Consider the following 16,587-nt stretch of genomic DNA (forward strand, 5'->3'; position numbering starts at 1 on the left):
CTGTAATGGATGGTTTTGCAGCACAAAAAGAAGATATCGTTATGGGTGACTTTCTAGAGGGTAACCTTGTTAGCGATACACTACAAAATCAATTCGCGAATTCTAAGCGGTTTGTTAATGATCTAGTACAGGTTAATCCTACACCTCAACAAACTAGATATAACGCACCGAAACAAGAGCAACAAGTTAAAACAACATATCCAGATGATAATCAAAGTAATCAAGGTAACACATACATCATATTAGATAAAAAAATTGTCGGTGAAGCTCTCACTCCTGAGGTAGAAAAAACGCAAGAAAGACGCAATTCAAGATACGCACAATTTACACCTAAAGTAGCACCTACTTATTAATCCTTCCCTTTTTGGGAGGGATTTTCTTTGATTAGAAATATAAAGGAGTCACATACAATGTCAAAACAAACCGGTAGCTTTACATTTAATGGCGAACGTAAAGATTACATATTTATCCTTATGGGATTTAATCGTCCTGCCTGGGCTCCTATTAAACGTGACTTTCTAGACGTAAACGGGATGCCCGGAGGACACTTATTACAAACAAATACAGGTAAACGTGAAATAAAAGTACCAGTAATACTGAAAGCACTTGACCAGGCTAATATGCAGAAGGTGAAAGAAGATTTAGCAAAGTGGCTTGTCACAGGTGAAGCTAAGGAACTTATATTTGATGATGAGAAAGACAGAACTTACATGGCGGTTGTTGATGGCGAGGCTGAACTTGATGAATTAATTTTCAGAGGTAAAGGGACAATTACTTTTGTTTGCGGTATGCCATATAAGTTAGGGCTACCACAAGAACACGAAATGAGCATTAAAGATTCAAACTTAGGGGCTCGATTCGTTAATAATGGGACTACAACCTCAGAACCGGTTATTGAAATTGATGTTTTGCAAGCAACGCCTTATATCGATGTATGGAATAAAGATCAGTATTTTCGCCTTGGTTATCCAACTGGTATTCAAAACAAAGTAGTAAAGATGGAAGAACGTGTTATCTACGATGAAATGAATTCACTTGAGCCTTGGAAGAAAGAAAGTGGGAAAATTGGCCCTTACTTTGCTACAGGTGAAATGGCAGTAGCTAATAATTCCTATTTCACAACTAAATTATATGGACCAGGTACCGGGTGGCATGGTCCTATTTATACTCGTAATATTCCTGACGGTCCATTAATTGATTTCAAAGCAGACATGAATATAAAACTTTTCTCTTCTCATATGACCCAAGTAGGAAAAGTAGTTTTAATGTTCTTAGCTGATGATAATTCAGTTATTGCAGAAATTAATATGAATGATGATTACGCATCGCATACTATAACAAAAGCAAATGCCGTCATCGGTGGAACTAAGACAATTGTAGATAGTACAGGATATTATACTACTACATTTAATGATTTTAATGGTCATATGGCAGTAGCTCGTAGGGGGAAGAAATGGAGTGTTTACTTTGCTAAAGCAGATGGCCCCAACGGTGTAGATGGAACGTCACTAGTTGAATATTTTGACGATGCTTCTAATAGTAATACCGCTACAGCAAAACCGATTTCTAAGGTTGCTATTGCATTCCTACAATACGGAGCATTATCAACTGTCATGGATTTACTAATAAGTGAATTGAAAGTGTGGAAACTCTACAATGTGGACGTAGATGAAACGCCTTATATTGTTGACGTAGGGGATAAAGTAATTATCGATACCGAAAAATCACTAGCTAGTATAAATGGCAGGAGCGCCCTTCCCTTAAAAGATTTATTCAGTGAATACCCAATAGTGGATGAGGGTGAAAATGAAATTATTGTCCGGCCAGCACAAATAGGAAGGGCGAAATTAAAGTATAGAGAAAGGTACCTATAAGATATGAGAAAAATAAGTGGAGAATTACACATCATCGATTATAAGACTCAACAGGTCATTGCTTCCATGAAGCCTAGCGAATATGTAGCGGATAATCGCCATTGGGAACTTCAAAACAATGTAGATACTTTGGATATTACTATTCTTGAAAACTCAAAATACAAGACTTACTTACAACAACAAAATTTAATAATAAAAGAGACACGCCCAGGAGTTTTAGTACCTTATGTAATTACTGAGATTGAGAAAGATACATCCAATAAGACTATTACTATATTTGCCTCAGGTGAATGGGTTCTTATGGGTTCCGATGACTTTATCAAACCTCAAAAATTTGAATCTATGACTCCTGAGCAATATATTGACTTCGCTACTAAGAAAACAGATTGGGAGCGAGGAATTGTAGAAGTAACCGGAAAACGAACGATGACCGCTAAAGAATTTGTGGCTCCACTTTCTCTTTTATCTCAATTACCTGGTTTATTTGAAAAAAAGGGGGAATTACGTTACAGAGTAGAATTACGTGGCGCCAATACTATTAAACGTAAAATTGACTTTATCGAACGTAGAGGGGCAGATAAAGGAAAAGAAATAACAGTTGGTAAGGATCTAAACAGCGTTAAGCGTACTGAAAACTCTGAAGCTATTATTACAGCACTAATTCCTTATGTAATGGGGCAAGATGCAGACGGAAATGAGCAAATTATTACAATTGAGTCTGTAAATAACGGTCTACCTTATATCGTAGATGAAGACGCTTTTCAAAGATGGAATAGGAATGGGAAACATCGTTTTGGATTCTATACACCCGATACAGATGATAAGAACATGGAACCTTCACGGCTGCTCCAATTAAGTAAAACGGAACTGAAAAAACGCATTGATACAATCGTTAGTTATGAAGTAGATGCATATGACATTTCGCGTATTCCAGGATTTAGTCACGAGGCTGTAAATGAAGGGGATACAGTTCATATTAAAGATATTACCCTAACACCACCGCTTTATTTAGAAGCACGTGTAATCACGGGGGATGAGTCTCACAAGGATAATCGCGCTACTAAATATAGGTTTGGTAACTACAGAGAAATCGTAGACCCAAATGCAGAGCTCAGAAAGCTGTATCAAAGAATTTTATCAAGTTTACATGATAAAGTACCTAAAGATATTTTCGATGAACTAGTGAACCGTGTGGGCGATACAGAGCTAACTTCTGAGGAAGCTAAAAAGTTAGCAGAAAAAGCTGAGAAAGAATCCAAAGTAGCTAAAGATTTAGCGGAAGCGACTGTTGATTACATAGAAAAAAATACAGCGAATGTTATAGAGCAACCAACAGCACCTACTGTGGGACTAAAAGACGGCAAGACTATTTGGGTGGACAATTCAAACCAGAATAATAGAGTTATGAAACTTTGGAAGAATGGGACATGGGTAAGGATTACACCTGACACAAAAGCGCTTGAAGATGCAGTAACGCAGATTAGCGGCGCTGTAGGTGATGTTGCTGGAGCCGTTAACCAAGCTGAACAAGACATTACTAAATTAAAACAGGATGTTGCAGGAATTCCTGATGTTGTATTTAAAGATGGGCGTTTTACAGATATAAAATTAACTGTAGAGCAAACAGAAGAATCTCTAACTAATAAGGCAGAAAAAACAGAAGTGAAGGAGTTAAGTGAAGATTTAACAGGGGTCAAACAAACAGTGAACACTGTAAAACAAACTTCTGATGAAAATTCTAGCAAAATTACTACTCTTGATACTCGCTTTAAAGATATGAAACTTGGACGAACTAACTTAATAGAAAATAGTGGTGACTTTCAAGATGCAAGCTTATGGATTGCTAATAATACTGGAGGGGAGTTAGAAGTAGTTGCGGTTAATGGAGAGAAAATCCTACGAGTTAAAGGGACTACTCGACAGGCTAATAGTTATAAATTAGAGCCAAATACTGAGTATGTATACTCCGCTATGGTCAAGCTTCCAATCGACCACTGGAACGGATTTAATGACCCTCTTCACAGTTGGACTGCACAAGGGACAAATCTTCATACAGCAAAGCGCAAATGGACTATCACTCCCGAGGGAACGATTAAAGCAAATGAGTGGACTTACATTGCTGTAGGTATTCACACAGCGGACGGAGAACCGACAATGTTTACACCGTTCTTTTTCTCGGAAACGCTAGTAAATGCAAACCAGGATTCTTATATCAAGTTTGTGCAGATCACTAAAGGGAATCAGCCCGTAACAGATTGGATTCCTCCGATAAGCGAAGTAGTTTCTAGTAAGGAGTTTACCCAAACTACAAATGAGATCAAACAGACGGCAGAGGAAAATACAGCTACAATTACAAAAATAGAGAGTTCAATCAACAATGAAAATCATCTATATGATTCTTCTGCTAATCGTGTATTACCAAAGTTTATTAATGGTGGAGACCCTTCTCCTTACCATATTTTCAACGCTGAGCATAAATTTGAAGGAGATTATTCTACTTTTAAGTGCCTTGACTGGCACGACGGTTTTTATCAAGTTGGGGACTATCTCGGCAATAATTTGCGTGGCTTTGATGTGGGTCAAGATATTACGCTTTCCCTAGACCTGGCTTCAGAGTCTAACTGGGTTGAAATTATGGTGTTTCAGCGTGTAGATGATCAATGGACAGTTCCTACTAATAAATTTTTCAAATTCGAGAATACAGACTGGAAACGGGTAAGTTATACATTCAAGTTAGATAACAAATGTAAATCCTGGATGTTCCGTATCAGGATGGACGCAAGAGAAGAAAACCAAGGTAAACGTTGGTGGATTCGAAACTTGAAGCTTGAAAAAGGTTCATTTGCTACTCCCTGGCTAGTTTTATCTGCTACCACTCAAGAGTTAAACCGCCAAACAAACGAAATTAAGCAGACTGTAGGCGAAAATTCAGCAAAAATTACCCAGGTGCAAACCAAAGTAAATAATATGAACGATGATGTAACTAACTTGATGATTGATTCTAGCACGTTCCAGGGTGCTGTAAATACCCTTGATGGCGGAGCGGTTAATAGATGGTGGTTACGGGATAGTGGTGGTATTTGGATTCCTAAAGAAACATTTGAAGGTTCAGCAATTGCAGAAACACAGAGAAATTGGAAAGGGATTGCTTACAATTTTGGTGATCTTGTAAAACGTGGAGTTGTGAAGTTAGGCGACGAAATTAATTATAGTATGTATATTCGAGTTAAAAATCTTCCTGATGGTGCTTTATATCGTAATACATTTTACTTTAAAGGTTTCGTAGCAAGTGTGGACATGCCTAGTGCCACTAATCAGTGGAAACGTATTGAAATAAGCTTTATTGTAACTGAGGAAATGATGTCCTCTACTGGTGAATCAACGACTGATTGGATGCGTGTAGAAGGATGGGAGTCACTTCAGGGTGAGCAATTCTATCAGCAGTCTAAACCTCAGATAACTATAGGCAATAAGCTTTATACATGGAGACCAGCTCCCGAGGATACTAACACAATTATCTCAAAAACTAACGAGATTAGACAGACTGTAGACAGTAACACAGCTAAGATTACAGCTACAGAGGGAACTATTAACAATTTTAAGGGCTTAAACAACTTAGCTCCTAACTCTACAATGAATGATGCTACAAACGGAGTCCCTGACTATTGGATTATGCCTTATGACCAGTGGACCGTGCTTCCTCCCTTTGAAGATAAGAGAAGTAGTAATATCCTTAAAATATGGGCTAGTGGACTAACTGAAGCGCTTATTCGTTCAGCACAAACTCACAAGATTCCTGCAAAGGCTAACACAACGTATACATTTTCTGTAGACTTCTATGCAGACAGCAATAATACTGTATGGGATTACCAAGTTCCTTTCATTATTCAGTTTTACGATAAAGACGGAAACCGAGTAGAGTATCAAGATGTAAGTATTGAAAGTTGTGGTGTCCCTATTCCGTTCAAGTACGATAAGTGGCAACGTTTAGTTTTAACTTACAAGCCAACAAATACAGCAATTACTCATATGGATTTCAGACCTGCATTGTTTAAAAACGGTCAGATTCACTTTAGGGAGTTCCAAATTGAAGAAGGTTCTCAGGTTACAGGGTGGGGGCCTTCCCAGGCTGATCTCGTGAAAGCTAAGGTCTTCCATACAAAAACTTCTGAAATAGAGCAAACTGTCAACAGTATCCGTACAGGAGTCGCATCCATTACTGCAACTCAAGGACAACACGGACAACTTATTCAAGAGAATAAATCTTCTATTAATCAGCTTAATAATCAAATTTCGCTTAAAATTGAAGAAAAACAGATGCAGGACTACGTAGGAAAACTAGGAGAGCCTAACTTACTTCTTAACGCTCCTTTCAATTGGACAGAAATGAATGAGTGGGGAAATATTGTTAATGAGCTTCCTTCCTTGGATAAATGGGGAACATGGACGGCTGATACAAATAAAGGAACATTTGAGCCGACCCGTTCAGTACGCTGCGATGGTTACAATTCTACAAAAATATCTTGTTCTAACTATGAGCAAGAGTTCTCTTGGACGGGATTAAACCAGGTAATAGGCAATATTGACCCGCTTAGTGAGTACACGTACAGAGGTAAAATATTTGTAACAAACAAGGAATCAATTGACAACGGATTGTACGCAGAGGTAAAGGCGTGGAACGGTGACCAATTGGTGGGAGCTGTAGGGTCTAACATAAATGAAGTACTAGAAAATGGGATATGGAAAGAATATTCCGTAACAATCCCTCCAATTAAACAGGCTGTAACGCACATGCAAATTACTGTAGGTGTGCGACGTAACGGCACTATTTATGTAAGTAATCTCATGTTTCAAAAGGGCTCAATAAAATCTGTATTTATTCCGAACCCTAAAGACATGGGAGATTACCAAGCGATGGTCAGAGAAATCGGAAAGAAAGTAGCTACTTCAGAGTTTAATCAGAAAATCACTACAATGCAGACGGCTATTGACCAAACTTCCAATGCTATTAATCTTAGAGCTGAGAAAACAGAAGTGTATACACGTAATGAATCTAATGATCGTTACGGAAGTAAGGCAATGGTGGAATCTCACAACAGTTCCATATTACTAATGGCCGATGCGATTAACCAACGAGTTGAAAAAGGTAACATAGCATCTACAATCAACCAAACAGCTCAATCCGTGTTAATTCAAGCGGAAAAAATCTACTTGAATGGATATATTGAAGCTAAGCACTTAAAAGCGCAGACTTTACAAGGGGTAACTATTCAAACCGCACCTCAGGGTTCAGGAGCAGACCAAATCCGATTAAACGCTCAGAACATGACGTTATATGGAAATGGTCAAGCCCGTGGTTACTTTGGATTTATCAATCGCAGCGACAATAACATTACTTCAGCTTTAATTCTAGGTAATGATTATGCTGGATCAGGAAATCTTAACGGTTCGTTAGTAATTGACCAAACGACAATTAACGGCTCCCAATGGACTAATTCAGTTGCTTCTATTGGTATTTCTACGGGCATGAGTGGAAATAACATCTTAAAATCTAGTTATATTAACTTCTATCGTTATGACGGGGGAATGGAACTCAAGTCTCAAGGTGATTTCAAGATTGTAAATGATAATGGAAACATAAGCTTAAGTGCAAACGCTACAGGATCTACTACTGGTTTTATGTACTTACGAGCAAACAAAGATATTAATATTACAGCATTACGGGGTTATATTAATTTTTACACAACTGATAATACCAGTTACCCCACTATACAAATTACAGATACCGCACCTGCATACGGCGGAGATGTAGATTTTACATTTGCTAATCAAATTATGATGCGTATATCTCGTAACTTTATCGATGATGGAATCAAAGTCATGAACGGTTCCGGTAGTTCTTGGGCAAACGTAAAATTAGGTGTGTTAAGAACAATAGGTAACATTGGATGCAATGGCGATGTGTACGGAAAGAATTTCATTAATACATCTACAAGAAAGATTAAAACAAACATTGAATATTTACCTTTCTCAGCGTTAGAAAAGGTTAATAGTGTAAGAATCCAACAATATAATTTAATCTCTGATGTTGAAAAATACAATGCAGGTGAAATTATCTTTTTACCAATAAACTACGGTATGATTGCGGAAGATACTGATAGAGTGTTTACAACAAGAGAAAAAGATGCAATTTCACTTTATGGTTCTGTTTCTATTACAATGCAAGCTGTTCAAGAATTAGATTGGAAAATAGATAATTTGCAGTTTGATATTGGAATTCTAAAGCAAGAGCTTGAATCAGAAAAGAATGAGAAAGCTTATCTTGCTAAACGGGTAGAAGAACTTGAAAAACAACAACTTGAGAGCATTGAACAAGAAAAACGAATTGAAAAATTAGAGTTTTTATATTACCAGTTAACTTCTAAGTAAGCGTGCAGCAGCAGGCTTTTTTTATTTTGGCCAAAATTTGAAAGGAGGTGAGAACTTGGAAAGAATTCACGAACTCATCAAGTCATTAAATATAATTGACGTCATAACAAGTACTCAATTTAAAGTAGGGAGCGCTATAAGTGGCGGATTAGGGACAATTATTAATTTGTTATATGGGAAAGCGAATTTAATTTGGATTATGATTTTCTCATGGATTATCGTACTTGATTGGATTACCGGTAGTAAGGCATCTAAATTAGATGGAACATACAGCAGTCAATATGGAATTGAGGGCATCACGAGAACCGTGGTGCTTTTATCGTTGCCAGCTCTTGCACATTTATTTGATATTGCTCTTAAATTACCGGATTTCTTTTTCTTCATGGTAGTTGGCGGTTTAAGTTATCACATTTTTAATAGTTTTGCTGCAAACTGCGCGAGAATCGGATGGGATAAGTGGATTCCTGCATGGTTATTAGAAAGTGTAGCAGCGGAAATCCAGGCAAAGATACACAGATCTGATACAAGAAAAGAAAAACATAACAACAAATAAAAATATATGCCTTACATAATTGAGCATTGTCAAAAGACAGCGCTCTTTTTTGTTTGGCCAAAAAGGGGAAATAATACTATGAAAAAATCTATTAAGTTTTTAATCTCAATTTCTACTGCAGCTGTAATTGTATTATCATCGGCAGTAAGTGCTTTTGCTGATAGAACACTTATTATTCCAGGATTACCACAAGAGCCATATCGTTATGGAGTTGGGGCTTATGAGGGAGTTGTCGCTCATTCTACCGCTACTCCTGAAGCTCCGGCTATTAATATTCAAAAGTATGAAACTCGTACATGGCGCTCTGCATTCGTGCATTACGCAACAGATTGGGACGAGAACATCCAAATTGCATCTACAAAATACCGCGCTTGGGGAGCTGGTCCATCTGCAAACGCTAGATTCGTTCATGTAGAACTTTGTGAAACACGCGACCCAGTAAAGTTTAAACGTTCATATGAGCGTTATGTAAAATTATTAGGGGAAATTTTACGTGACAGAAACATCCACCCTTCTAAGGGGCTATGGACACATAAAGACATTACTTATAACTTAGGCGGGACAGATCATGAGGACCCGCTTGATTATCTTCGCAGTCATGGCGTTTCAGAAACTCAATTTAGAGCAGATGTTTTAAAGGCATATGAGGGCGGGAAGGTAACAGTTGATACAAAACCACAAGAACCTGTTAAAAACGTGACAGAGGTTCAAGGGGTAGCTTACATCGATGGGTATAATGTTAACCTTAGAAGTGGACCATCAACAAGCAATGGTGTCATTCGTCAATTAGAAAAGGGAGAATCCTATAAAGTTTTAGGAAAACTAGGAAACTGGTTAAACCTGGGCGGTAACCAGTGGATTTATTACAACCCTTCTTATATTCGTTATAATGGGGAACAGACTTCTTCTGTAGAAGGAAAACGCGCTGTTTCTAAAGTAGATAACCTTAGATTCTATTCTGCTGCTTCCTGGGAAGATAAATATGTTGCCGGAAGTGTAGATAAAGGATTAGGGTTTACAATTATTGATAAAGTAACAACAAACGGATCTGCTCAATATAAAATTAAAAACTCTCGTGGCAGCGTGTTCTATATTACAGCTAGTTCTTACTATGTAGAGGTAAAATAACAAAACAAAAAGCCGTCCTTCTTGAAATGAACCCAAAAAGTTAGACAAAAAATTTAAGCAGCTGATGGAATATGAGTCCGGTATTGAACTGGACTCATTCCATTTAACTTTGCTTTAATTCTTTTGTGATTATAATAATGAATATAATTATCTAATTCTATCTTAAAATGTTCCATACTCTCGAACTCTTCAAGATACAATAATTCAGACTTTAATAAGCCAAAGAAGTTTTCTATGACTGCATTATCTAAACAATTACCCTTACGTGACATACTTTGAACAACCCCATGCTCTTTTAGCGATTGTTGATATCGCTTCATTTGGTAGTGCCACCCTTGATCTGAATGAAGGATAGGGGTTTCCCCATTGTTCAAGCATTTAAAGGCCTTATCTATCATTTTAGAAACGAGAGAATATGCAGGCTTATCTTCTATATTGTAAGCTATAATCTCCCCGTTATATAAGTCTAAAATAGGAGATAAATACAACCTTTTACCATGCAAATGAAATTCAGTGACATCTGTCACCCATTTTTCATTAGGTTTTGACGCGTGGAATTGACGTTTTAAAATGTTAGGAGCGAATTTTCCTACAGTCCCCCGATACGAACGGTATTTCTTCATCCGTACAAGACACTTTAACCCAATAGAAATCATCAAGCGGCGAACTGTTTTATGATTTAGTAAATATCCTCTATTTTGTAATTCTAATGTAATACGACGATAGCCATATCTACCGTGATGTTCATCAAAGATCTCTTTTATCAGTTCTTTAGCTTTCTCGTATTTGTCTGGACGATTCATTTGTTTAATCCAATAATAGTACGTACTCCGAGCGATACCAGCGATTTTCACAAGATCGATGATCTTGTATTTGTCCCTTAATTCATAAATCACTTTTGCTTTGTCTTGTTCTGTAATGCTGTCTTTTTCTGAATTAAGGCATTTAACTTTTTTAAATAATCAATTTCCATAAGTAACCGTTCATTTTCTTCTTGTAATGCCTCTATAGATCCTTTGACAACCTTATGATTTAATTTTGGTCTTATATTTTTGTTTTCCATAGCTGGACGTCCTCTTTTCTTTGTAATCAAGGAATCCACGTCATTTAAATCATATGCTTCTTTCCACCTACGAACTGTTTCATAAGATGGAATATTAAAAATAGCTGCTGTTTCTCTAATAGATGTCCCTTGTTTATCCATATAATTAAGTACATCCAGTTTATACTGAAGGGAATAGCTTGTATAGCGTTTTTCAAAAGCTTTTTCACCTACTGCTTTGTAGTGCTTAACCCACTGTTGTATTACACTTGGATGAGTTTTTATAGATCTCGCAAGTCTTTTCACGCCATCACTGCCATCTAAATATTGTCTTACCACTTCTAATTTTTGTTCTTGTGAAAATTTAACCATAAAAAAGTACACCTCCAATTGTCTTTCGTGTCTAACAATTGGGGTGCACCTCATCTTGGGCGGCTTTTTTACATTATATATTTCTATTAAGCTAAACTGTCGAAAGCTAAATGTTCTTTACAAGATTCACACTGATACTCTTCCGGAGGATCTATGTGAGTTTCTTCACCGCATACACATTTATACACATGGACATCACAAGAACAGTACTCATAAGGGGCCAAAGTCTCCCGTTGCTCATCGGTAGCTTTAGAATAAGAGTGATCAAGTTTCATTTCGGAATAGCATTTTTCACAAGAGTATCCCACACCATTATTTTTAATCAGTTCTAACAAAGAAGAAAACTGCATATCTGCAGTAGTTTCCTCATCATTAGAAGAAATTAATATTGTTTGAGTTCCTGCTTTTTTACCTGCTTCAATATCCGTTTCCATATCACCAATCATGTAGCTATTTTTCAAGTCGATATTGTATTTTTTCGCTAAATTCGTAAGTTGCCCTGCATTTGGTTTTCTACAAATACAATTTTCAGTAGGAGCGTGTATACATGCTGAAATTTCATGTATAACAGCGTCTTTATCTTCTTGGAATAATAACGATTTTAATTTCATATGAATCATGTCTAGTTCTGATTGCGTCATATATCCAAAAGTAACGCCCGCTTGGTTTGTAACAACAAATACCTTAAAGCCCATCTTATTAAACGTACCGATTGCTTTTGCTGCACCTGGGATTAAATACAAATCACTTGTTTTATTTACAAACTTAACTCGATCAGTTAAAACTTCATTAATCACGCCGTCTCTGTCTAAGAAAATTGCACGCTGTTGTTTAGTTGAATCATGCATGTATTTCCCCTCCTATATTTCCACAATTTCAAATGTTGCATGTGAATTATATTTACGTAGTTCCAACATTACATCTTCTGCTTCATCATAAGTAGTAAACTCTAATTCTTGTCCTTCTTTGCCAGGTTCACAGCTATCTATAACAAATCCTTCTGCACGTATTACAAAAGCCATATTACAATAACCCTTTTTCCTCAAAGAATTTACGGAATATATTATTTGCTAATTGTGATTGAGCGCCTCGACCTGGTTTTTTACCTAAAAGCTTTTTAATTACTTTATTAATATCCTCGTCTAAATAAAAGCCAACTAATACCTTCTTATTAGTTTCATTCAAAAAGGCAAGAACATCGTCTTCTTCCTCTTCTTCAGGGCCTTTTTTACCTGGTTCCTCAGGAACTTCAGGAATTTCAGATACTTCAGGAACCTCGGGTTCTTCTTCATTAACATCATTATTTGGTTCTGTTAATATTTCATTATTTTCATCGTTAACGTCATTGTTTTCAGGTGTTTCTTTTTGGATTTCATTTTGTTCTTGTTTTGTTGCTGTTTCGTTAACATTAACATTAATATTAACGTTATCATTTTGTTGTTTTTTTGATTCTATTTCTTTTTCTTTATCTCTTGTCGCGCTATTTGGGAAAAGATTAGATACTTTGCGAGTCAATTTCATTCAGCTCCTTAAATAGATTTTTATAGTAAAATGCAAATTCATTATTTCTCTTTGCTAAAGTTAATGGTAATTCTTCATTAGCGATTGCGTTAGCAAACTGAATACTTTTAGGTATAAAGGCATCAAAATAATGTACATTTTCAGATGTACAAAATTCCTTCGCGTCTTGCATAACAGTCTGATGTAAAACCGTATTCTTTTGCACGAGTGTAGACGCTACACCGGTTATTTTTAGACTTGGGTTATTTTGTTCACGGAATCCATTTAAGGCATCCATTAATTTAATTAACGATCTAACATTATATTTTTCCGGTTGGAAAGGTATCATGATATTATCCGTACAACAAATGACATTACTTTGAATCAATCCGGAACTAGGCGGGCTATCAAAAAGAATAACATCATACTCTTTTTCAATAGACATTAAAGCCACCTTCAATAAAAGATATGGATTAATATACTTATCCTGGTTTGGCAGAATATCAAAATCTAATAAACCCATATCAGAATTGGAAGGTAATACATCAATATTTTCATAGACATTAATAATTGCCTCTTTTGCCGGTACATAATCCACAAGAACGTCATACAATGTTATCTTGCATTCATCCGGATTTCTACCGAATGACAGTAGAACGTCACCCTGCTGATCAGCATCAACGATTAATACTTTTTTTCCTTGTTTAGCAAATAAGCCAGCAATATTTACAGTCATAGAAGACTTCAATACACCGCCTTTATTTTGCACAAAAGCCAATTTATAAGCCATTTTCATACCTCCCGCACTCTTAATAAAACCATTTCATAAAATTATCATAACATTAATGTTAATATTAGCATTTTATTAATTTGTTTTTATCACACATAAAATATTTCGATGTTGATTCAATAATCCCTTTAATAATCTTTCAAAATATTAATATTTACAATTCATTACGGTATGTGAAATTAAAGGGAGCTATTACTCATCATTTTTTGTTCTTTTTCAACATTTCATCTAAACGTTTTTGATTTTCCTCTAAATCTTCAGGGACTTGTCCACTACTCTCAGCAGTATCTTCGTTACCAACCCATCCTGGAACCATTTCACTACGTACCGATTTATTTTTAGATTTATAGTTAGATTTTGGTTTGCTCTGTTTTTTCTTTTCGCGATGTTTCTCTTCAAACTTCTGAATATCTTCTAAAGTTTCGCAATTAGCAGCATTCCAATTTTTAATAGTTTTTTGTATGTATGCAATAGGCTTGTCCGGTTCACCATCAATAGCACGTTTAATAGCTTCAAATACTAGTAATGTATTTTGCTCTTCACACATCTTTGTTAATTCGATTTTTGCATATTTAGTTGTTTTGAAATATTGATTGTAAAAATCAATAATGAGATCAGGGATGCTGCTACCTACATACTTACTAAAGTAAGTAAAATCAGTCTGTATAACAAATACTTTTGTATACTCTAAAGATTCTTTAGTCACGTGACTAAAGTTATTTAAGTCACCAATTTTTGAAGAACCCTTATTTTCCTGGTGGCTAAAGTTATTTAAGTCACCAACTGGTACTGGAGTTTCTTCTTGTTGTTTTTCAGCTTTTTCAGCGGCTTGCTTGTCTTTTTGTTTCTTGATACGTGCTGCTTTCTTTTCTCTTTTTTGTTTTCTTAACTCTTCCAGCTCAGACATATAAGTCCAGTTATCTGTTGTAAGTTCAGGTTCTAATACGTATAAGCGGTTGGGTTCATCTTTTACAGGCTCTTCATCTAGTAATTCTGCAGCATGTAGTTCTTTTTTTGCCTTAATAGCTGTAGGTTCAGATACCGTTAATAAATAACTAATTTCAGTATTATCTAGAATGCAATAAATATTACCGTCAGTATCTGTATATGTATCAGTATGTTCAGAAGTTAATAGTGATAACTTATATCTATCTCGTAATATAGAATATAAAACACGAGCATTATTGCTTAATTTTCTATATTTTGGCTCGTAAAATAAATATTGATTTAATTGGAAATAGAGTTCTTTACTTGCTTTTTTACCATTTATACGGCGTTCTTTTTTATCTTTAGTCATAACAAAAAATCCTCCAATTTACCCCGCCCAAAAATGGGTATAGGAAAATAGAGGATTGTAGTTCACATTTTTTAAAGTATATGCTATCATAAAAGAAGCAAAACAACTTTAAATATGTTTATACAAACCTCGTGTTCTGATTTTCGAAAGTTGGTAGTAGGCGGCCAAACTTACAGCAACTTTGAAAATTCCTTCGGGGTTTTTTTATTTTTTTATAATTTATATGAATTATTTACATTTGCAATTAGTATATCTACCACTCTATGATATCAGACATTTGACGAAAAAAGAAGAGTAAAAGAGAAGGCCATCGTTTGATGGCTTTTTTTGTTTTAAATCGAATTAAAGGCAGATAAAATTTATACATATGCTTTTTGATAGTATTTTAATGGGTCTTTTTATCTAATTCTTCAATAATAATCTTTTGTTTATTACCTTTAATCTCTCCAACTAATTTGTTATTTTCAACAAAAATACGATCAAAAACAGGGATTTTAGTCATTTGAATTGCATTTGCAGTATTGGTTTGTTTTATTTTTCTATATTTATCTAAATTGATAATCATAATATCACTCTCTTTTTTTTAGAATGTACGTTCGAATTAGAGCTAAAAAGAAAATCCCTAAAAGGACTAAGTTAAACAACCTATTGTTTTTTGATATTTTAATAATAATAATTCTTTTGGAATTCCTGTATGATTGGAAATTGCATCGATAGTTTTAAGTTCTTGTGCATATGCATGCCAATCCTCATCCGGCATTAATAATTCAACTGCAAATAAATTTGCTTGTCTTTCAAATTTATCTACAGATAAAAATGTATTAGCACGTAAAAATGGAGTGTTGACATGCTTATGCATTCTACAATGTCCTAGTTCATGTGAACAAGTGACAATTTGTTCATTAATACTTAAATTTTCGTTAATACAAATATATTGGTTTTTTTTATTGTATTTATAAAAGCCCATTATACTTGGATCCAAATTTTGATAAAAAATATGAACATTTAAATGTTCAGCTATTTCAAAAGGGTCTGTTGTGTTATATTTGTCTGCTAGTTCTAATGCTGTGTCTTTTTCATAATACCCCAATTGAATCTCCCTCCCCCGAATCACTCTGATTCTTTTCTATATTTTTTAGGGATGTATTTCTTATTTACTTTTTGTGTATGTTTCACGATGTATTCCATTGCATCCATTAATGAATCTAAAGCCTCTTCTGAAAGAGGCTCACCAGAAAACATTAATCCGTCAGTGTCTGTCAGATCTTTGCGTATCTCTTCCATTCTTTTTCCGATATCTTTTCTATCCTTTTCTGTAAAACCTTCTGTATCTTTCGAAAGGTTGTTATTCATTTGGTTAGTTCTTCCCAATAAAAAATCTATAGAAACGTTGAAGTAATCAGCTACTTTTTGTACACGTTCAACAGAAGGAGTTCTTTTCTTCCACTGATAAATGGTATTTTGGCCAAATTCTAATTCCTCTTCTAATTTAGATACTGATATTCCTCTATTTAAACATAGTTCTTTGACTTTTTCGGTAATACCCATATAACTCAACCTTTCAAGCTAACACGAGAAGTTTTATTCAATTAGTTAGTTAAA

At 35.3% G+C, this 16,587-nt stretch carries 12 protein-coding genes and 2 pseudogenes; 5 read left to right on the forward strand and 9 right to left on the reverse strand.

Features of this window, described 5'->3' with window-relative positions; all coding sequences use genetic code 11:
- The 5 genes and pseudogenes from KVT31_RS28025 to KVT31_RS28045 form a co-directional block, all read left to right on the forward strand.
- Positions 1 to 353: pseudogene (locus KVT31_RS28025) on the forward strand (carbamoyl-phosphate synthase); the annotation flags it as partial.
- Positions 354 to 410: 57 nt separating this feature from the next.
- The gene (locus KVT31_RS28030) at positions 411 to 1,874 is read left to right on the forward strand and encodes a distal tail protein Dit (RefSeq protein ID WP_217563148.1); all 1,464 of its coding nucleotides are present in this window, start codon (positions 411 to 413) and stop codon (positions 1,872 to 1,874) included.
- A 3-nt stretch (positions 1,875 to 1,877) separates the two neighbouring features.
- Positions 1,878 to 8,303, forward strand: a complete 6,426-nt coding sequence (locus tag KVT31_RS30490; protein WP_254637316.1) for a phage tail spike protein — start codon at positions 1,878 to 1,880, stop codon at positions 8,301 to 8,303.
- Positions 8,304 to 8,358: 55 nt separating this feature from the next.
- Positions 8,359 to 8,856 (forward strand): phage holin family protein, encoded by a 498-nt coding sequence (locus KVT31_RS28040; protein ID WP_217613665.1) that lies wholly within the window; start codon positions 8,359 to 8,361, stop codon positions 8,854 to 8,856.
- Positions 8,857 to 8,934: 78 nt separating this feature from the next.
- The gene (locus tag KVT31_RS28045; RefSeq protein WP_217563207.1) at positions 8,935 to 9,984 is read left to right on the forward strand and encodes an N-acetylmuramoyl-L-alanine amidase; all 1,050 of its coding nucleotides are present in this window, start codon (positions 8,935 to 8,937) and stop codon (positions 9,982 to 9,984) included.
- A 53-nt stretch (positions 9,985 to 10,037) separates the two neighbouring features.
- Here KVT31_RS28045 and KVT31_RS28050 read toward each other — a convergent pair.
- The 9 genes and pseudogenes from KVT31_RS28050 to KVT31_RS28090 form a co-directional block, all read right to left on the reverse strand.
- Positions 10,038 to 11,398, reverse strand: a protein-coding gene (locus tag KVT31_RS28050) for an IS3 family transposase (protein WP_217613666.1) whose coding sequence is annotated in 2 segments (ribosomal slippage) — positions 10,038 to 10,942 and positions 10,942 to 11,398 — 1,362 coding nt in all. Because the reading frame shifts where the segments join, the coding sequence is not laid out codon by codon here.
- Positions 11,399 to 11,709: 311 nt separating this feature from the next.
- Positions 11,710 to 12,246: pseudogene (locus KVT31_RS28055) on the reverse strand (D-glycero-alpha-D-manno-heptose-1,7-bisphosphate 7-phosphatase); the annotation flags it as partial.
- Between the two features lie 12 nt (positions 12,247 to 12,258).
- Positions 12,259 to 12,420: a hypothetical protein gene (locus KVT31_RS28060; protein WP_217563187.1), complete on the reverse strand. Its 162-nt coding sequence runs from the start codon at positions 12,418 to 12,420 to the stop codon at positions 12,259 to 12,261.
- A 1-nt stretch (position 12,421) separates the two neighbouring features.
- A complete protein-coding gene (locus KVT31_RS28065; RefSeq protein WP_217563184.1) occupies positions 12,422 to 12,913 on the reverse strand; it encodes a hypothetical protein in 492 nt (163 codons plus the stop codon).
- The gene (locus KVT31_RS28070; protein ID WP_217563185.1) at positions 12,894 to 13,688 is read right to left on the reverse strand and encodes a ParA family protein; all 795 of its coding nucleotides are present in this window, start codon (positions 13,686 to 13,688) and stop codon (positions 12,894 to 12,896) included. Before KVT31_RS28070 ends, KVT31_RS28065 begins: the two co-directional genes overlap by 20 nt.
- Positions 13,689 to 13,887: 199 nt before the next feature.
- Entirely contained in the window at positions 13,888 to 14,985 is a 1,098-nt protein-coding gene (locus KVT31_RS28075; RefSeq protein WP_217613667.1) for a replication initiator protein A, read from the reverse strand.
- 385 nt (positions 14,986 to 15,370) lie between these two features.
- Complete coding sequence (locus KVT31_RS28080; protein WP_217613668.1) at positions 15,371 to 15,550, reverse strand: hypothetical protein; 180 nt, start codon at positions 15,548 to 15,550, stop codon at positions 15,371 to 15,373.
- A gap of 66 nt (positions 15,551 to 15,616) precedes the next feature.
- Entirely contained in the window at positions 15,617 to 16,075 is a 459-nt protein-coding gene (locus tag KVT31_RS28085; protein WP_217613669.1) for an ImmA/IrrE family metallo-endopeptidase, read from the reverse strand.
- Positions 16,076 to 16,095: 20 nt separating this feature from the next.
- Entirely contained in the window at positions 16,096 to 16,533 is a 438-nt protein-coding gene (locus KVT31_RS28090) for a helix-turn-helix domain-containing protein (protein ID WP_217613670.1), read from the reverse strand.
- Between the last annotated feature and the right edge of the window lie 54 nt (positions 16,534 to 16,587).

Source organism: Bacillus sp. GbtcB14, from assembly GCF_019091205.1.
In the GTDB taxonomy this organism is placed as follows: Bacteria; Bacillota; Bacilli; order Bacillales; family Bacillaceae_G; genus Bacillus_A; species Bacillus_A cereus_AG.